The organism is Chitinimonas sp. JJ19, from assembly GCF_036961565.1.
Taxonomy (GTDB): domain Bacteria; phylum Pseudomonadota; class Gammaproteobacteria; order Burkholderiales; family Chitinimonadaceae; genus Chitinimonas.
In genome coordinates this window covers 76,873-95,379 of sequence record NZ_JBAMDD010000003.1, presented here as the reverse complement: position 1 = coordinate 95,379, position 18,507 = coordinate 76,873, and the positions used below count along the sequence as shown (strand labels likewise).

General features: G+C 60.3%; 13 protein-coding genes. 3 read left to right on the top strand and 10 right to left on the bottom strand.

Annotated elements, in window-relative coordinates; genetic code table 11:
• Positions 1–28 precede the first annotated feature (28 nt).
• A complete protein-coding gene (locus V7714_RS04950; RefSeq protein ID WP_335708717.1) occupies positions 29–2,008 on the top strand; it encodes an O-linked N-acetylglucosamine transferase, SPINDLY family protein in 1,980 nt (659 codons plus the stop codon).
• 23 nt (positions 2,009–2,031) lie between these two features.
• Here V7714_RS04950 and V7714_RS04945 read toward each other — a convergent pair whose 3' ends face one another.
• Positions 2,032–2,370, bottom strand: coding sequence for a hypothetical protein (locus V7714_RS04945; RefSeq protein WP_335708716.1), 339 nt, complete (start codon positions 2,368–2,370; stop codon positions 2,032–2,034).
• Positions 2,371–2,451: 81 nt separating this feature from the next.
• Positions 2,452–2,919, bottom strand: a complete 468-nt coding sequence (locus tag V7714_RS04940) for a thioredoxin family protein (RefSeq protein ID WP_335708715.1) — start codon at positions 2,917–2,919, stop codon at positions 2,452–2,454.
• A gap of 252 nt (positions 2,920–3,171) precedes the next feature.
• Between V7714_RS04940 and V7714_RS04935 the strand changes: the two genes are divergently transcribed.
• On the top strand, positions 3,172–5,343 hold the full coding sequence (locus tag V7714_RS04935) for a putative bifunctional diguanylate cyclase/phosphodiesterase (RefSeq protein WP_335708714.1): 2,172 nt from the start codon (positions 3,172–3,174) through the stop codon (positions 5,341–5,343).
• Between the two features lie 4 nt (positions 5,344–5,347).
• On the opposite strand, the gene V7714_RS04930 is transcribed toward V7714_RS04935, so the two are convergent.
• A complete protein-coding gene (locus V7714_RS04930; RefSeq protein WP_335708713.1) occupies positions 5,348–6,502 on the bottom strand; it encodes an HD-GYP domain-containing protein in 1,155 nt (384 codons plus the stop codon).
• Here V7714_RS04930 and V7714_RS04925 point away from each other — a divergent pair.
• The gene (locus tag V7714_RS04925) at positions 6,482–6,922 is read left to right on the top strand and encodes a hypothetical protein (RefSeq protein WP_335708712.1); all 441 of its coding nucleotides are present in this window, start codon (positions 6,482–6,484) and stop codon (positions 6,920–6,922) included. The genes V7714_RS04930 and V7714_RS04925 overlap by 21 nt on opposite strands.
• Before the next feature lie 115 nt (positions 6,923–7,037).
• On the opposite strand, the gene V7714_RS04920 is transcribed toward V7714_RS04925, so the two are convergent.
• From V7714_RS04920 to gltA, 7 genes are all read right to left on the bottom strand, one after another.
• Positions 7,038–9,011 (bottom strand): hypothetical protein, encoded by a 1,974-nt coding sequence (locus V7714_RS04920; RefSeq protein WP_335708711.1) that lies wholly within the window; start codon positions 9,009–9,011, stop codon positions 7,038–7,040.
• A 141-nt stretch (positions 9,012–9,152) separates the two neighbouring features.
• Positions 9,153–10,040, bottom strand: a complete 888-nt coding sequence (gene sucD / locus V7714_RS04915) for a succinate--CoA ligase subunit alpha (RefSeq protein WP_335708710.1) — start codon at positions 10,038–10,040, stop codon at positions 9,153–9,155.
• A gap of 27 nt (positions 10,041–10,067) precedes the next feature.
• A complete protein-coding gene (gene sucC / locus V7714_RS04910; RefSeq protein ID WP_284196275.1) occupies positions 10,068–11,240 on the bottom strand; it encodes an ADP-forming succinate--CoA ligase subunit beta in 1,173 nt (390 codons plus the stop codon).
• A 96-nt stretch (positions 11,241–11,336) separates the two neighbouring features.
• Positions 11,337–12,773, bottom strand: a complete 1,437-nt coding sequence (gene lpdA, locus V7714_RS04905; protein WP_335708709.1) for a dihydrolipoyl dehydrogenase — start codon at positions 12,771–12,773, stop codon at positions 11,337–11,339.
• Positions 12,774–12,898: 125 nt separating this feature from the next.
• Entirely contained in the window at positions 12,899–14,134 is a 1,236-nt protein-coding gene (odhB, locus tag V7714_RS04900) for a 2-oxoglutarate dehydrogenase complex dihydrolipoyllysine-residue succinyltransferase (RefSeq protein ID WP_335708708.1), read from the bottom strand.
• An 87-nt stretch (positions 14,135–14,221) separates the two neighbouring features.
• Positions 14,222–17,044, bottom strand: a complete 2,823-nt coding sequence (locus V7714_RS04895) for a 2-oxoglutarate dehydrogenase E1 component (RefSeq protein WP_335708707.1) — start codon at positions 17,042–17,044, stop codon at positions 14,222–14,224.
• Between the two features lie 123 nt (positions 17,045–17,167).
• Positions 17,168–18,460, bottom strand: a complete 1,293-nt coding sequence (gene gltA, locus V7714_RS04890) for a citrate synthase (protein WP_335708706.1) — start codon at positions 18,458–18,460, stop codon at positions 17,168–17,170.
• Positions 18,461–18,507: the final 47 nt, after the last annotated feature.

The following is an 18,507-nucleotide window of genomic DNA, read 5'->3' as shown; positions in this document are numbered from 1 at the left end:
ACACCCTGGAAGCCCTAGAATCCCCTGCATGACCCAGCTGACACCACAAGCCCTGCTTGCCATTGCCCACCAGCGCCGTCAGGCCGGCGATCTACTGGCTGCCGAGAACTTCAGCAATATGGTGCTGGAGAAGCATCCCGACTACCGCGAAGCCTGGCTGTTCAAGGCTCAGCTGGCAGAGCTGGAGGGCAAGGCTGAGGAGTTGGCAACTGCGCTGGCAAAGGTCGAACGGCATAGCCTAGGCGCCTCTGCCGCCTACCTGACCGATATGGGCAACCTCTACCGTAGCCAGCGTCAGCACGCAGAGGCTGGCAAGGCCTATCGGCGTGCCGTTGAAACACAGCCAGACTATGCCCAGGGCTGGAACAACCTGGGCGTCAATGCGCATGAGCGTGGTGACAATGCGGCGGCCGAGGCAGCCTATCTACATGCCTTGGCACTGGCGCCCGACCTGGCACTGGCACATAACAATTACGCCGCATTGCGCCACCTGGCGGGTGACCTGAACGCAGCCAGCCAACACTATAGGCTGGCCATAGAGCTGGATCCCGGCTACGCCGTCGCCTGGAAAAACTATGGCAGCATTCTGCAGGAGCAAGGGCGCCATGCCGAGGCCATGCATGCCTACGACCAGGCTGCACGGCACCGCCTGCACTACGCCGACGCCATCTCGGGCAGCCTGTATATGCGGCTGCACCTGCTGGAGTGGGATGGATTGTCACAGCAACTGGGCAGTCTGAGCACCGCCTTGCAGCATGACAAGACCGCACGCATCTCGCCATTCGTGCATATGGCCGTGGATAGCAACCCAGCCACGCAGCAGCAGATATCCCAGCGATGGGCCGGCCACTATACGCCCCAGCCTTTGCCTAGCCGCACCATAACCCAGGGCAAACGCATCAGACTGGGCTATGTGGGGGCCGATTTTTTTGCCCATGCCACCAGTTGGCTCACTGCCGGCATGTTTGCTGCACACGACCGCACGCGCTTCGAGGTATGGGGCTATGACTATGGCCTGGATGACAACTCCGCCGTCCGTAGCCAGATCGGCAACAGCTTCGACCGCTTCACCTCGGTACACGCGCTGGATGCAGAACAGCTGGCGCAACGCCTGCGAGACGATGAGATCGATATCCTGATCGACCTGAAAGGCTGGACCCGCAACAGTCGCAGCCAGGTCATGGCCTGGCGACCCGCGCCGGTGCAGGTACACTACCTGGCCTATCCCGGTACGCTGGGCGCAGATTGGTGCGACTACCTGATCGCCGACAAGCAGGTGATCCCACCCGGCGCCGAGCAATACTACAACGAAGCCGTAGTCCGGCTGCCCCACTGCTATCAGATCAACGCAAGGCTGGCCAACGCCAGCCCCACCCCTAGCCGGCAAGCGGTAGGCCTGCCTGAAACCGGTTTTGTTTTCTGCTGCTTCAACCAGCACTACAAATTGTTGCCGGCGATGTTCGACTTGTGGATGCAGTTGCTGCAGCAAGTACCCGGCAGCGTGCTATGGCTACTGGCCACCTCGCCCCACAATTGCGAGAGACTGCAGCAGGAGGCCCACAAGCGCGGCATTGCCCCCAACCGTTTGGTGTTTGCTCCACCCCTTGCCCAAGCCGAACACCTGGCACGCTTGGCATTGGCAGACCTGGCCTTGGATACCCTACCCTGCAATGCTCACACCACGGCCAGCGATGCCCTGTGGGCCGGTGTGCCCTTGCTGACCTGTGTAGCTGACAGTTTTGCCAGCCGGGTTGCCGCCAGCTGCCTGCATGCCATTGGCCTGCCGGAACTGGTCACCACCTCCCTGCCCGCCTACCAGGCGCTGGCCCGCCAGCTCGCGACCGAGCCAGCACAATTGGCAGCATTGCGAAGCAGGCTGGCGGACAACAGGGCAGACTGGCCCCTGTTCGACAGCCAGGCCAGTATTGCCGCGCTGGAGCGCGCTTATGAGGCCATGTGGGCACGCCAGCTGGCTGGCTTGCCGCCAGCCGGGTTCGATTTACCGTAGCGCGATTGCCTGGCTAGCCGCGCTTAGCGCCTGCGACGGTCCTGGGTAAAGCGCGGTCTGTCGTAGAGTTCAGGTGGCCGTCGGCGCACCCAGGCAAGAAAGCTGGCAATCGTCGCATGCGCCTGGAGCCTTTCCACGGTATGGAAATGCTCGGCAAGCTCGCGCTCGGTAAACACAGCGTGCAGCGTCTGATGGCAGATCTTGTGCAGGCGCACCGTCTCCCGGCCACCCAGGCTGCGCGGTATCAGATGATGCTCGTCTACCGTCGTGCCTTCCGGCAGCAAGCGGCCACACAAGGCGCAGTGGGTGGCAGGCAGCCCTCTGGCCACCACGGTCCCACGCTGTACTGGCTGCTTTGCCATTGCCATGCTCACCGGACATTGCCGACCTGGCGTGTACCGGGTGTTTGAAGCACCCCCTCAGCCAGGCGCGGCTCTCGCGGCCTAGCTCCCCTGCTTGCCCGCCTGCTCCACCACATTGCGGAAAAAGCCATACACACCCTCATCGTTCATGCTGCGCGCACTGGCCAGTTCGCCCGCGCGGGTGGCATACAGCACGCGCTGATCCGGTGCCAGCACCACCACAGCCGGTATCCCCTTCTTGATCGGGTTGCCATAAACCGTATCGATATCCAGATTCTTGTCGAAGCGACCCACATCAACCTTGACCACCTTGAACTCCTTGGCGATCAAGGCCGCATTCTTTTCTGTCTTCAAGGCTGTATCCAGTGCGACACAATCCTTGCACCAGTTGGCACCGAACACCAGCAGCACGGGTTTCTGCGCCTTGCGTGCCTCGATCAGCGCCTGCTTCACATCGGCACGGGCATCTGCGGCTTCGTTATAGGGTTGCTCTCCAGCGTATGCGGTCAGGCTAAACAAAAGACCAAGGAGCAGACTGAGTTTCTTCATGACGTAACCAGATAAAAAATTGAAGACCGGAACAGATTACCGCGTCGGCGATTGTCCTGCTACCAAACCTGCACAGTGCGTTGGTCGCCCCGTACTGGCAGGTGTCTTGCCTATCTCATATAACCAAGAAACAGGGAGTAAGAACAAGGAAACTGCCATGCAGTTGCTGGCTATCGAAGGGTTGTACAAGGCAACCATATTGGCGTACACGCAAAGCCTGTGTGCTGATGTCATTGGCAATATTCAGCGGATATGACAACCCTACCGTCAGCGCCGCATGATCAGGACGCGATAATTCCCGAGCCCTTGGCAAACCAGCTATCAACCGAGCATGGTGCGCATCGCCCGCATGGCAATGGCGGCAGCCAGCATCTTTATGAAGCATTACGGCTAGCCTCTGAGGCACAGCACCAGTTGGAACTGGCACTGTGGGCCAGTGGAGAATCCATTTGGGAATGGGAGGCCGCGTCTGACGCCGTTACCATCCGGACCTTCATCGTCGCCAACCACCCACCCGACATTGTCGTTCTCAATAGCCAGGATTGCTTTGCCCGCGTGGAAGCAGACGACCTGGAACAGGCGCGCCTCGCCTGGAGTATGCATGTGCTCGGCAATGCGGATGCTGTCGATATCTCTGTCAGGGCCTGCATGGACGGCAATACCCGCTGGCTGCGCATACGCGGGCAAGCCGTGTCGCGCAGCGATGAGGGGCGAGCGTTGCGAATGGTCGGTACGGTCAAGGATATTACGCGCTACCGCGAGGCCGAAGAGTCACTGCGCCTGATGGCCTCGGCCTTTGCCAGCTCGCGCGACGCCATGCTGGTGCTGACCGAGCAATGGCAGATCATCGAGACAAATAGCGCCTTTACCGACCTGATCAAGCTAAAGCTGCACCAATTGGTGGGCGAATCACTGAGTCGCTTTGTTGACCTGCCCGATATCATGCTCAGGCGTCTGCAGCGCCTGGGGCACGCCCAGGCAGAGAGCCTGCTGCAACTGACACATGAACAACAGCTGCCGGTAGAGATCAGTATCAGCAGCTTTGCCTCAAGTAACGGCAGCGCTCCCTACCTGATTGCCACCTTGCGTGACATACGTGAGCGCAAGCAGGCAGTCAAAGCGCTGGAGCGCATGGCCAGACAGGATGCGCTGACCCAGCTACCCAATCGCAATGCCTTTCAGGAGGAACTGGAACAGCGACTGCCCCATGCCAGCGAGTACAACCCGCTGGCCGTATTGTTCATTGACCTGGATGGCTTCAAGCGCATCAACGACTCGCTGGGACATGAAGCGGGCGATGAATTGCTGCAGATTGTGGCAGGCAGGCTGCTCACCATGCTATCACCCGCCGATACACTGGCACGCTGGGGGGGTGATGAGTTTGTCGCCATGCTGGGTGATACGGCATCCATGCGGCAATTGGAAGAACTGACAGCACGCCTGCTTGAGGCCATGCGCATGCCGGTATCTGTCAGAGGGCATCAGGTGAGCGTAAGCGCCAGCATAGGCATAGCCCTGGCGCCTCAGGATGGCTACGACTCGGGCACCTTGCTGCGCCATGCCGATTCGGCCATGTATGCCGCCAAGCAAAGCGGGCGTGACCGGGTAGATCGCTATCGGCCCGAGCTCGATAGCGATGCCCTGAGCCGCATCAAACTCACCAGCCTGTTGCGACAGGCTGCCGAACGCAGTCAGCTGACCTTTGTGGCCCAACCCAAGGTGAAAGCCGATGGCCGCGTAGTGGGGTGCGAATTGCTGGTGCGCTGGACAACCAAGGAGTTTGGTGCCGTTTCACCGGTCAGCTTCATCCCCATTGCGGAGGAAACTGGCATTATCCTCACCATAGGCCATCAAGCCATACGCGAAGCCGCCCTGTTGGCCAGGCAGTTGCAGCAGACCGGCCAGCAAATCTCGGTCGCCATCAATCTCTCACCCCTGCAGATACGGGATCCGCAACTGGAGCAGGTGCTACTGTCAGCCTGCCGTGAAGCAGATATCTCGCCGATGTGCATACAGATAGAGCTGACGGAATCCGCCTTTCTTGACAGCAAGCAGGTCACCGGCCTGCTGCTGCATACCCTCAAGTCGCATGGCTTCGTGCTGGCGCTGGACGACTTTGGCACAGGCTATTCCTCGCTCAGCTACCTGCGCGACCTGCCTTTCGACGTGATCAAGATAGACCGGGCCTTCCTGCACGACATCGATCGGGATGAGCGCTCGGCCAAGCTATTGGCTGGCATCGTGGATCTGTGCCGCGCATTGGACATGGAGACCGTGGCCGAGGGGCTTGAGAGCCGTAGCCAACTGGCAGTATTGAGCCAGCTGGGCATAGGTGAGTACCAGGGCTTTTATTTCCATAAACCGATGGCGCAGAGCGACTTCATTGCTCTGGTAAAGGATGCCGGCCCGCAGCATCCCGCCTAGTGCATCAGGCCGCCAGCCCAGGACGGCCCTGCTCCATGGCCGCATTGGCGCTCAATGCCGCGGCGACACGCACCGCGTGCTTGGCGCGACTATGGGCTTCCGGACCATGGGCCGCCGCCGTCGCGCCCCAGATCGCTTCCATATTGACATAGGCCGAGAACGACTTGGGGTCGATGGCGGCAGCAATGGCATAGGCATCCTGGCTGGTATCACGGCGCAGTATCAGACTGGTCGGCGTGCCCTGGGGGCTGATGAAGGTCGCCACCGCCGGCTGCTGCGCATTGCTGCCCTGCTGCAACACCACACCGACTTCACCACTGACCAAGCGCACCAGCATACCTGGTGGGTATATGCCCAGGGTCTTGATAAAGACGGCAGCGACGGTGGGATCAAATGCCTTGCCACGCTCCAGCAAGATGCCCCGTAGCGCCACATTGGACGCAACGGCGGGACGATAGGCGCAGGGCACAATGCGGGCACAGAATACGTCGGCCAGGCACAGTAGCTGTGCCTCGACAATGCAACGTGATCTGCCTGGATAGCCCGACCCATCAAAATGCTCATGATGCTGTTCGACCGCAGTCAGCCAGACCGGGTCCGTCACCCCTGCACGCAGCAGCAGTTCCCGTGCTTCCAGCGGGTGTCTGTCTAGCCGGGCGCGCTGGGTAGGCGTCAGCGGTTCTGCCTGCTGCTTGAGTTCGTCCTGGTAGTCCGCCATGGCCAGATTCATGGTCAGCGCGGCTGCAACCACCGAGCCTTCCCTCTCCTTGGGCATATTCATGGCACGGGCAACCAGGCGCACCACCGTTGCCACATTGATCATGTGGCGGGTCGCATAGCGCCCTTCCTGGCGCAACAGCACCATGGCCATGGCCACGTTCTGGTCATGGCTGCAGGCGGCATCAATATGCTGGGTGATTTCTTCAATACCTCGCAGGAACACGCCTTGCCGTATCACCTGCTCGACATTGCCCACCAGGTAATCCAGCTTCTTGCGCGCCACGGCCAGGGTTGCCGTCACCGAGGGTGGCTTGATAGGCTCGGCCGGTCCCTCGGCCCGCGTACGGGCCAGTGCTTCCGCATCAGCGTAAAGCCCAACCCGCACCAGCCTGTCTAGCTGACCATCACTGCTGATGACATGGCCCTTGCTGAGCAGCAAGCGCCCATTGCTATCGCAAACATCCCATTTCAAGGCCTGCCCGATCTGTATATCGGACGGCCGAACTCGCGCATTCCCCACGCCGTATCCTTCGCAAGCGGCTTGTTCTGCATGGTGCTGAAGTCCTCCTTGCCGGAACCCTCCAACAGCCTCAGCCTTCAGGCCAGGCAAGACGCGGATGAAAAATATCGGCGCAGCACGGCATCGAAAGCAAGGCTATTGGGAGCACCACCGTCGCAACACGGCAAGATGGATATTCAGTACCCCAGGGGCGTATGCGTCCTCCAGTCATCCGCCGACGCTAGCAAAGCCCATCTATGCGGGTTTTCCCTAGCAAAGTCGGCAAGCTACAGAAATATCTTATTTTCTGATATGGAAAGACTGCCTATTTTCAAGGCAACCGACGAACGGCAGGGATAGCCAACACCACTTGGCAAAAATGGTATGGCATAGACAAACCAATCCAACACCAGCCAGCAGGTAAATAGCACACAAGTACCACAAATATTGCTTCTATTCAGATACTTGCCCAGCGCTACCGAGGCAAGGTGAACTGGTCACGCACGCGCCATTCAGGTGCCCTCTGCCCCGCCGCCTCTATCCAGATTGGTCGCTTTGCCGTGGTATCAGGGTTAGCTTGCCAGCGTTGCGGTACCCGATCCGTGCCCAGCATATAACCATGCAGGTTGCCTTGGGCATCGATGCAGAAACGCAGGAAACCCTTGTAGCCCTGCCAGGCCAGGGGTGAAAAAGCATTGTTGCCCAGATAGCCACAGCGTGCCATTAGGGCAAAGTAGCAGCCAAAGGTCAGCCCGCCTATGGCGGCACCCAACACAATCAATATGGCGCCCTTGAGCAAGCCCGCCATGACTGGCAGCAAATAATGGCACAAGGCGGTACCCATGCTGGCCGCATCTGCCCAGGGGTAGCGCGGCGCGGCCACGCTGCCGGCCAGAAGGTGGAATTGCCCATAGCGGCTAAGCAACCAGTACAGGCTGGCCGCCCAGAACATATGCAACAGGGCATGGGGCACACCGGTCAATACCCCCACCCTGGGCCCGTCCTCTCTGGCAATGGCGCAGCAAAGCACCAGCAGCACGGCATGCACGGCAAAGGCAAGCGGGCTGAAGAACAGCGCCTTCACCCATAGCGCCAGAAACGACCCATAGTCCAGCCTGGCAAACTCCGCAGGCGGCAGAAAGCCATCGGCATGGAAGGAATGGGAGAAAACAAAGGCATTGCAATAGACCGCAGCCCAGTACAGCACGCCCAGCAGCAAGGGAAACAGCATATTGCCTTGTACGATGTTCTGCCACAGCGCAGCCGGGCTCTCCAGCAACTCTGACCAGTGCAGGCCACCGGCAGACTGGAACAAGGCCCGCCAGTTGCGCCAGGACAGGTAGCGACTCTGGGCCGGATCGGGGTAGCGGCACTGAGCCTGATAGCCGCGCGGCGCCGCTGCATCTGGCTTATCTACTGTCCCTACCCTGACGCGCTGACGCAGGTCGTCGGTCATCGCCTGCTCGTCCACCTCCAGGCACATGCGCTTGGCCTGCGAGGTCTTGCGTGTATGCGTGGGGTGCAGAAAGGCGCCGCCGCTGCCGCAGGTAATCAGCGCATCGTCAAAGTCCAAGCCACCCTCGCCTTGCGCGGCGGTTTCCCTGACATAGTGATGCAGGTCCCCCGCTAGGCGCAGACGTACGCGTGCCCCCTGTGCCAGCAGCAGCGCCTCCAGCCGCTGGTAGCGCTTGGCATAGCCGGGTCGGGCGGCATCTCCCAGAGGGCGGGTCCAATAGGGTTCCGGGTAGACCAGTATCACGTTCTGCCCGGCTTGTACCTGGGTACGCACCAGGTCCCGCAGCACCTCGAACTGTTCGCGATCCAGATCCCCCAGCAAAGCGAAATCCAGGCCAAACAACCACCAGCCATGAGGTAGCCGTGCCACAAAGTAACTACGCGACTGCGGTGTATGGGCGTTGAGGAAGCGATCATCATGATCATCGACGAAATGCCGCTGAAAACTGGAGATATTGTCGAACCAGTCATGGTTTTGCGGGATCGCCAGCACAGTCCGTTGCGCCTCGTCCTGCGCAGGCCTCGCCGCTTCCCACATCTCATTGAAGCGATACTGGTACTCCTCGGTGCTGGCGCCTGGGTAGGCCAGGTCGCCCCCCAGGACCAACAGCCCGCCGGCTGGCAAGCGCAATGCATCAGCCCCTGGCAGCGACAACTCCGGCGCCAGCACCGCTCTGGCAACCGTGTAGGTGGCATTGCCGCCATCACCGGTATCGGAAACAAAATCCCACCAGAATGCGTCGCCCTTTGTCAGGCCCGTGGCGTCGAAGGCAGCGAAGTCGCCACTGTATAGCTCGCGCCGGTCCAGATTGCGGTTCTGGTCGGCCGTGGACACCATCTCCCTGGCAGAGCGCAACAACACGGCTGGGTTATACCAGGCCACCGGCCAGCGGCGGTGTGGCGGTGCGCCAAGGCCATAGTTGTAATCACCCATGTGTCTTCCCCCGTTGTTATAGGTCTGCTCTTTGTTAGCGCACGGCAGGTCGTAACGCAAACTCAACGATACAAGATAGCACCCCACCAAAAACAAAACGCCACCCGAAGGTGGCGTCTGTCTACCGCAGCGTAATCAGGCTTACTTGATCATGCCCTTGCTCTTCAGCAGCTCGAACATGGTCTTGCCGATCTCGGCCGGGCTACGGGTGTAGGCAATACCCGCCTTCTCGAAGGCAGCGAACTTCTCTTCTGCCGTCCCCTTGCCGCCGGAGATGATGGCGCCAGCATGGCCCATGCGCTTGCCCTTGGGGGCAGTCACACCGGCAATGTAGCCCACGACGGGCTTGGTCACATAGGCCTTGGCAAATTCAGCGGCCTCTTCTTCAGCCGAACCACCGATTTCACCGATCATGATGATGGCGTCGGTGTCCGGATCGTCCTGGAACAGCTTCAGCGCATCGATATGGCTGGTGCCGGGGATGGGGTCGCCACCAATACCGATACAGGTGGACTGGCCCAGGCCCAGGGCGGTGGTTTGTGCCACAGCTTCATAGGTCAGGGTGCCGGAGCGCGACACGATACCGATGCGGCCGGGGTTGTGGATGTGCCAAGGCATGATGCCGATCTTGCACTCACCTGGGGTGATGACACCGGGGCAGTTCGGGCCGATCAGACGAATACCGGCTTCATCCACAGCACGCTTGACGTACAGCATATCTATCGTCGGCACGCCTTCGGTGATGCAGACCACCAGCTTTACGCCAGCGTCGATGGCTTCCAGGATGGAATCCTTGGCAAACGGTGCCGGCACGTAGATCACCGAGGCATCGGCCTGGGTCTCACGGACGGCATCGCGCATGGTGTTGAACACCGGCAGGCCCAGGTGGCTGCTGCCGCCCTTGCCCGGGGTCACACCGCCAACAACCTTGGTGCCTACCTTCAGCGCCTGCTCGGCGTGGAAGGTACCGTTCTTGCCGGTAAAGCCCTGCACCAGCACTTTTGTATCTTTGTTAACCAAAACGCTCATGGTTTTTTCCTTTGTTCGTGCGGGTGATTAGGCAACGGCCTTGACGGCAGCCACGATCTTCTCGGCAGCATCATTCAGGCCTTGGGCCGAAGTCAGCTTGAGGCCGGATTCATCCAGAATCTTGGCGCCCAGCTCCGCATTGTTGCCTTCGAGGCGAACCACGACCGGCACGGTCACGTTCACTTCCTTCACGGCAGCGATAATGGCCTCGGCAATCATGTCGCAACGGACGATGCCACCGAAGATATTGATCAGCACGCCCTTGACCGACTCATCGGCCAGGATCAGCTTGAAGGCTTCGATCACGCGCTCCTTGGTGGCGCCGCCGCCCACGTCCAGGAAGTTGGCTGGCTGACCGCCCTTGAGCTTGATGATGTCCATGGTCGCCATAGCCAAGCCAGCGCCGTTCACCATGCAGCCGATATTGCCTTCCAGCGCCACATAGTTCAGGTCGAACTCAGAAGCCTTCAGTTCACGGTCATTCTCTTGCGACTTGTCACGCAGAGCCACGATGGATGGCAGGCGGAAGGCGGCATTGCTGTCGATGCCGATCTTGGCATCCACGCAGCACAGCTCGCCATTGCCACGGATGGCCAACGGATTGATTTCAAACAAGGCGAAATCGTTTTCAACGAATGCCTTGTAGGCACCCATCATCAGACCGGTGAACTGCTTGATCTGGGTATCGTCGAGGCCCAGGGCAAAACCGGTTTCGCGAGCCTGGTAAGGCTGCAGGCCAACCAGCGGGTCAACCACGGTCTTGATGATCTTCTCGGGAGTGTTGTGGGCGACTTCTTCGATCTCCACACCACCTTCGGTCGAGGCCATGAACACGATGCTACGGGTGGAGCGGTCCACCACGGCGCCCAGGTACAGCTCGCGCTGTACAGGGTACATGTCTTCACATACCAGCAGGCTGTTGACAGGCTGGCCCTTGGCATCGGTCTGGTAGGTCACCAGGCGCTTGCCCAGCAGCGACTTGGCCACATCGGCAGCTTCGTCGGCGCTCTTGACCACCTTGACGCCACCGGCCTTGCCGCGGCCGCCAGCGTGAACCTGGGCCTTCACAACAGCAAACTTGCCAGCCATGGAACGGAAGGCGTTGGCAGTTTCTTCCGGCGTGGTGGCCAGGATGCCCTTTTGCACCGGCAGGCCGTATTTGGCCAGCAGGTCTTTCGCTTGGTATTCGTGGAGGTTCATTGCAACTTCCTTTGTCTAAGGTGTGAGGAGTGAGGCGTGAGGAGAAAAGCGCAGCGTGCAACAACTCACGCCTTGCTCCCCACCCCTCACACGTAATCAGCTATGCAGCGTCCGGCCATCACAGCCCAGAGCAGCCTCATGCAAGGCCTCGGACAACGACGGATGGGCATGGACGATACGGGCGATATCTTCCGAACTAGCCGAGAATTCCATGGCTACCACGGCTTCCGAAATCAACTCGGAAGCGTAGGGGCCAACAATGTGCACGCCCAGGATACGATCGGTCTTCTTGTCGGCCAGCATTTTCACGAAGCCCTTGGCCTCGCCCAGCGCCAGCGCACGGCCGTTGGCCGAGAACAGGAACTGGCCCTTCTTGTATTCCACGCCTTCGGCCTTGAGCTGTTGCTCGGTCTTGCCTACCCAGGCAATCTCGGGGCTGGTGTAGATCACCCAGGGCACAGTGCCAAAATCGACGTGCGGATGTTGGCCGGCAATGCGCTCGGCCACGGCCACGCCTTCTTCCGACGCCTTGTGGGCCAACATGGGGCCGCGTACCACGTCACCAATAGCCCAGACATTGGGCAGATTGGTCTGGCAGTCATCGTTCACTTCCACCTGGCCACGTTCGTTCAACTTGAGGCCAACGGTATCGGCATTCAGGCCTGCAGTGTTGGGCACCCGACCGATGGAGACGATCAGCTTGTCGTATACCGCCTTGTGCTCAGCACCGGCTGCGTCGGTGTAGTTCACCGTCACGTCCTTCTTGCTGGCCTTGATCTCGCCGATCTTGACACCGGTATTGATGACCAGGCCGGTTTCCTTGGTCAGGAACTTCAGCGCTTCGCGTGCCACCTGCTCGTCAGCCGCGCCCAGGAAGGTGGGCATGGCTTCCAGCACCGTCACATCAGCACCCAGGCGCTTCCAGACCGAACCCATTTCCAGGCCGATCACGCCAGCGCCTATCACGCCAAGACGCTTGGGCACAGCCGGGATGGCCAGCGCGCCTTCGTTATCGAGCACCAGCTTGTTGTCTATGGTCACGCCGGGCAGCTGGCGCACACTGGAGCCGGTTGCCACGATCACATGGGTTGCCTCGATCGCTTCCAGCTTGCCGTCGGCCAGCTTGGCTTCCAGCACATACTTGTCGCCGTTCTTGCCCTTGAAGCTGCCGGTACCGTGGAAGGAGGTGACCTTGTTCTTGCGGAACAGGAAGGCAATACCGCCGGTATTCTTGGCGATGATTTCCTCTTTGCGCTTGAGCATCTGGGTCACATCCATCTTGACCGCGCCCGTGCTGATGCCGTGATCGGCGAAGCTGTGGACTGCGTGATGGTAGTTCTCGGACGATTGCAGCAGCGCCTTGGACGGGATGCAACCTACGTTCAGGCAGGTGCCGCCCAGGCTAGGCTTGCCATCAGCACTGCTGGTGGCATCGATACATGCAGTCTTGAAGCCCAGTTGGGCGGCACGAATGGCGGCCACATAGCCGCCAGGGCCACCACCGATAACGACAACGTCGAATTGTTGGGACATGGTTCAGAACCTATGTGAGGTGTTGGGCGCCGGGCATGGGATACGCACCATGCCCAGCGCTGTGTTGCATTACTGCGAGTAGCAAAGCAGGAGGGTGTCCTGCGCTTGCGCCTCGCCTTGGCGCATCAGATATCCAGCAGCAGGCGGGCCGGGTCTTCGATGGCTTCCTTGATCGCCACCAGGCTCAATACGGCTTCACGGCCGTCGATGATGCGGTGATCGTAGGACTGGGCCAGATACATCATGGGGCGAACCACCACGACGCCCTCTTCCACTACGGCACGCTCCTTGGTGGCATGCATGCCCAGGATGGCCGATTGCGGCGGGTTGATGATGGGGGTGGACATCATGGAGCCGAAGGTGCCGCCATTGGAGATGGTGTAGGTACCGCCACTCAGCTCCTCCATGGTCAGCTTGCCTTCCTGCGCACGCTTGCCAAAGTCAGCGATCTGCTTCTCGATCTGAGCCAGGCTCAGCTGATCGGCATTGCGTATCACCGGCACCACCAGACCACGCGGGCTACCCACGGCCACACCGATGTCGTAATAGCCGTGGTAGACGATATCGCTACCATCTACCGAGGCGTTGACGATGGGGTACTTCTTCAGCGCATGCACGGCAGCCTTCACGAAGAAGCCCATGAAGCCCAGCTTGATGCCGTGCTCCTTCTCGAAACGATCCTTGTAGCGGTTGCGCAGGTCCATCACCGGCTTCATGTTCACTTCATTGAAGGTGGTGAGGATGGCAGCAGTCGATTGCGATTCAATCAGGCGCTCGGCCACGCGCTGGCGCAGGCGGCTCATCGGTACGCGTTGCTCGGAACGATCGCCAGCAGGTACAGCAACCGCCGGTGCGGCAGCCTTGGCAGCCGGCGCTGCCGGCTTGGCGGCAGCTGCCACCACATCTTCCTTCAACACCCGGCCATCGCGGCCAGAACCCGCAATCTTGCTGGCATCGATACCGGCATCGGCAGCAGCCTTCTTGGCGGCCGGCATCACAGCGGTACCAAAGCCGATGGCGTTTTCTGGCACACCGGCGGCAGCAGCGGCAGCGGCAACACGGCTGGTTTCAGGAGCGGCTGGCGCAGCTGCCGTGGCTGCGGGCGCAGCAGCACCGGCCTTGGCTTCGGTATCGATGGTGGCGATCAGTTCCTGGCTCACCACGGTGGCGCCATCGCCCTTCACCAGGCTGACGATCACACCGGCTTGCGGTGCCGGCAGTTCCAGCACGACCTTATCGGTCTCGAGGTCTATCAGGTTTTCGTCGCGCTCGACGTAATCGCCGACCTTCTTCTTCCAGGAAACCAGGGTGGCTTCGGAGACGGACTCGGGCAGTTGGGGGACTTTGACTTCGATCAGCATGTTTTTCGGCTCCGTTGGGAATAGCCTGGCTTGGGATGTTGAGAATTCAATGGGCGGCCACCCTGGTGGCCGCCCCTACAGATCGGTTTACTTGCTTACCGTCATGGCTTCGTCCAGGAAGGCCTTGAGCTGCGCGGTGTGCTTGCTCATATAGCCCACCGCTGGCGAGGCAGACGACGGACGGCCAGCGTACAGCAAGGCTTGCTTGGCCGACATACAGGCTTCCAGCCGATGCCGAATCTGGTGCCATGCGCCCTGGTTCTTCGGCTCTTCCTGCACCCACATGATTTCCTTGGCAGCGCTGTACTTGCCCAGCTCGGCCTTGAGTTCATCCGTGGGGAAGGGATAGAGCTGCTCGACGCGAACGATGGCGACATCCTTCTGTTCGCGCTCCTTGCGGGCATTGGCGAGGTCGTAATACACCTGGCCGGAACACACCACCACGCGCTTCACCTTCTTGGCATCCGGGCTGTCCGGATCGGCAATCACCGGGCGGAAAGTGCCATTGGTATAAGCCTCCAGCGGGCTCATCGAGTCCTTGTAGCGCAACAGGCGCTTGGACATGAAGATGATCAGCGGCTTGCGGTACGGGCGCAGTTGCTGACGACGCAGCACATGGAACATCTGGCTGGCTTCCGACGGCATGACAATCTGCACATTGTGCTCGGCACACATCTGCAGGTAACGCTCCAGGCGGGCCGAGCTATGCTCAGGTCCCTGGCCATCGTAACCGTGCGGCAGCATCATGGTCAGGCCGCAGTAGCGCCCCCACTTGGTCTCGCCCGAGGTGATGAACTGGTCAATCACCACCTGCGCACCGTTGGCGAAGTCGCCGAACTGGGCTTCCCAGATCACCAGCTCATCGGGTGCCGAGGAGCTGTAGCCATATTCAAAGGCCAGCACGGCCTCTTCGTTCAGGATGGAGTCGATCACCAGGAAGTGGCCCTGGTTCTCGCTCAGGTTGCGCAGTGGCACATGGGCGCCGTCATCCCACTTCTCGCGGTTCTGATCGTGCAACACGGCATGGCGATGGCTGAACGTACCCCGGCCCGAATCCTCGCCCGAAATACGTACGCCATAGCCCTTTTCCAGCAGCGAGCCATAGGCCAGGATTTCAGACATGCCCCAGTCCATGTTCTGCTTGCCAGCAGCCATGTCACGACGTGCAGCCAGCACCTTGTCCACGGTCGGGTGCAGCTTGAAGCCCTCGGGGGTCTTGGTCGCCTTGTCGGCCAGACGGCCGATCTCGGCAGCGCTGAGAGTGGTATCGGTCGGGTGCGCCCAGTGGGTGCCCTTGAACGCGCCAAAATCAATGGCAAAGCTGCGCTTGAAATCGGTCAGCGTGGTCTGCTCCACATGCTCACCCTTGTCCAGGGCGGCACGATAGGCCTTGATCAAACCATCGGCTTCATCTGCACTCAGCAGGCCCTCGGTCACCAGGCGGTCGGCGTACATCTTGCGGGTGCCGGGGTGCTTGGCGATCTTCTTGTACATCATGGGCTGGGTCAACATCGGGTCATCGCCCTCGTTGTGTCCCAGCTTGCGGAAGCAGACCAGATCGATCACCACGTCGCGGCGGAACTGCCGGCGGAAGTCCAGCGCGGCCTGCACCACAAAGCAGACAGCCTCCGGATCGTCGGAATTGACGTGGAAGATCGGTGCTTCGATCATCTTGGCGATATCGGTACAGTACAGCGAGGAGCGGGTATCACGCGTGTCGCTGGTGGTGAAACCGATCTGGTTGTTGATGACGATGTGTACCGTGCCGCCCACACCGTAGCCCCGGGTCTGCGACAGGTTGAAGGTACCCTGGTTGGTACCCAGGCCGATGAAGGCCGAATCGCCGTGCAGCAGCACCGGCATCACCTGGCCGCCGGTGCGGTCGCCACGGCGCTGCTGGCGGGCACGAGCCGACCCCACCACGACCGGATTGACGATCTCCAGGTGCGAAGGATTGAAAGCCAGGGAGACGTGCACAGCACCGCCTGGCGTGGGAATGTCGGAGCTGAAGCCCATGTGGTACTTCACGTCACCCGAGGGCAGATCGTAGCTGTACTTGCCCTCGAACTCCGAGAACAGGTCGCGCGGCTGCTTGCCCAGGGTGTTGACCAGCACATTCAGGCGGCCACGGTGGGCCATGCCTATCACCATCTCCTGCACGCCATGCTCGCCCGAGGTCTGCACCAGGTGGTCCAGCGCAGCGATCATGCTTTCACCGCCCTCCAGCGAGAAACGCTTCTGGCCCACATACTTGGTGTGCAGATAACGTTCCAGCGTCTCGGCGGCGGTAATCTGCTTGAGTATGCGCAGCTTCTTGTCGCGGTTGAAGCTGGGGGTGGAGCGTGTCGACTCAAAACGCTCCTGTATCCAGCGCTTCTCGGTCGAGTTGGTGATGTGCATGTATTCCAGGCCTATGCTGCCGCAGTAGGTCTGCTTCAGGCGCGCCAGAATGTTGGCGAGGGTATCGCGCTCGGGGCCGATCAGGCTGCCACAGTCAAAGGTCAGCGCCATGTCGGCATCAGACAAGCCATGGGTGGCCGGATCCAGCTCGACCAAAGGCTGCTGGTCCAGGCGCTTGAGCGGGTCGAGCGAGGCATAACGCACGCCCAGGACGCGGTAGGCCGAGATCAGCTTGAGCACGGCCACCTGCTTCTTCATGGCCTCCTGCTGGGCGGCGGCGGAGATACCGCCAACGCGCGGCTGCTTGGCCATCTGTACGAATGATTCTTCGATGGCGGCGCGAGGAATGTCGCGATCGGTATTGCCGGGCTGTTGCTGCAGTTTGTCGAAATAGTCCCGCCATTCCTGCTCCACGGCGAGTGGATCGGCGAGGTACTGTTCATACAGGTCCTCGATGAACGGCGCATTGCCGCCGAACAAGTGGGACTGGGCTTGGAATGCTTGCATCATGGTGATGTGGCCTATGGCGTTTTTTGCTTTTCGCTTGGGCGAGACGATTTCGACAAACTGGGTAATTCGGTAGAGCTGCAAATACGCGCCCGATTCCAGGGAAGCGGGCGCGTATTGCGGTACTTAGCTGCGCTTCTCGATATCGATGTAATCGCGACGCGGTGCACCGGTATAGAGCTGACGCGGACGTCCGATCTTCATGGTCGGATCGGCGATCATCTCGCTCCAGTGCGAGATCCAGCCCACGGTACGTGCCAGGGCAAAGATCGGCGTGAACATGGAAACCGGAATACCGATGGCGCTCAGCACGATGCCCGAGTAGAAGTCCACATTCGGGTACAGCTTGCGCTCGATGAAGTACGGGTCTTCCAGGGCGATCTTTTCCAGCGCCATGGCCAGCTTGAACTTGGGGTCATCATGCAGGCCCAGTTCGTTCAGCACTTCATGGCAAGTCTCGCGCATGATGGCTGCACGCGGGTCCATGTTCTTGTACACGCGATGGCCAAAGCCCATCAGCTTGTAGCGCTTGTCCTTCACGCCTTGCATGAAGTCGGCAACCTTGGAGACATCACCGATTTCATCCAGCATCTTCAGCACAGCCTCGTTGGCGCCGCCGTGCGACGGGCCCCACAGACAGGCGATACCGGCAGCAATACAGGCAAACGGGTTGGCACCCGACGAGCCCGACAGACGCACCGTCGAGGTGGAGGCGTTCTGCTCGTGATCAGCATGCAGGGTGAAGATACGATCCAGCGCACGAGCGGTGATCGGGTTGACCGTGTACTCGGCGACCGGGGTCGAGAACATCATGTACAGGAAGTTCTCGGCGTAGCTCAGCCCCGCCTTGGGGTAGCTCAGCGGCAGACCCTTGTTGTAACGATAAGCCTGGGCAGCAATGGTCGGCACCTTGGCGATCAGGCGAAAGGCCGCCACTTCGCGGTGGCGCGGATCATTGATGTCCAGCGAGTCGTGGTAGAAGGCCGACAAGGCGCCGACCACACCGACCATCACGGCCATGGGGTGGGCATCACGACGGAAACCACGGAAGAAATTGTGGATCTGGTCATGCAGCATATTGTGGCGCATGACGGTGTAGTCGAACTGCTCCTTCTGCTGCTTGGTCGGCAGTTCGCCGTTCAGCAACAGATAGCAGACTTCCAGGTAGTCGCTCTTTTCTGCCAGCTGTTCAATGGGGTAGCCGCGGTAGTAGAGCTGGCCCAGGTCACCATCGATAAAGGTGATCTTGGATTCGCAGCTGGAAGTCGACAGAAAGCCTGGGTCATGGGTAAACATGCCGGTCTTGCCGAAGGCGCGGATATCGACCACATCGGGGCCCAGGGTGCCCTTGAGCACGGGCAGTTCGACGCTGTTTTGGCCGTCGTTGTAAGAGAGCGTTACTTTGGAGGCTTCAGCCATGGAAAATGCTCCTGATTGAATATCGGGTGAAGCAGAGAAGGCCGCTA

Coding starts and splice junctions, on each gene's coding strand:
- sucC (WP_284196275.1), bottom strand. CDS start 11,240: ATGAACCTCCACGAATACCAAGCGAAAGACCTGCTGGCCAAATACGGC.
- V7714_RS04895 (WP_335708707.1), bottom strand. CDS start 17,044: ATGATGCAAGCATTCCAAGCCCAGTCCCACTTGTTCGGCGGCAATGCG.
- V7714_RS04920 (WP_335708711.1), bottom strand. CDS start 9,011: ATGGGTGATTACAACTATGGCCTTGGCGCACCGCCACACCGCCGCTGG.
- V7714_RS04950 (WP_335708717.1), top strand. CDS start 29: ATGACCCAGCTGACACCACAAGCCCTGCTTGCCATTGCCCACCAGCGC.
- V7714_RS04925 (WP_335708712.1), top strand. CDS start 6,482: ATGGCCCTTGCTGAGCAGCAAGCGCCCATTGCTATCGCAAACATCCCA.
- V7714_RS04940 (WP_335708715.1), bottom strand. CDS start 2,919: ATGAAGAAACTCAGTCTGCTCCTTGGTCTTTTGTTTAGCCTGACCGCA.
- gltA (WP_335708706.1), bottom strand. CDS start 18,460: ATGGCTGAAGCCTCCAAAGTAACGCTCTCTTACAACGACGGCCAAAAC.
- V7714_RS04935 (WP_335708714.1), top strand. CDS start 3,172: ATGACAACCCTACCGTCAGCGCCGCATGATCAGGACGCGATAATTCCC.
- odhB (WP_335708708.1), bottom strand. CDS start 14,134: ATGCTGATCGAAGTCAAAGTCCCCCAACTGCCCGAGTCCGTCTCCGAA.
- sucD (WP_335708710.1), bottom strand. CDS start 10,040: ATGAGCGTTTTGGTTAACAAAGATACAAAAGTGCTGGTGCAGGGCTTT.
- lpdA (WP_335708709.1), bottom strand. CDS start 12,773: ATGTCCCAACAATTCGACGTTGTCGTTATCGGTGGTGGCCCTGGCGGC.
- V7714_RS04945 (WP_335708716.1), bottom strand. CDS start 2,370: ATGGCAAAGCAGCCAGTACAGCGTGGGACCGTGGTGGCCAGAGGGCTG.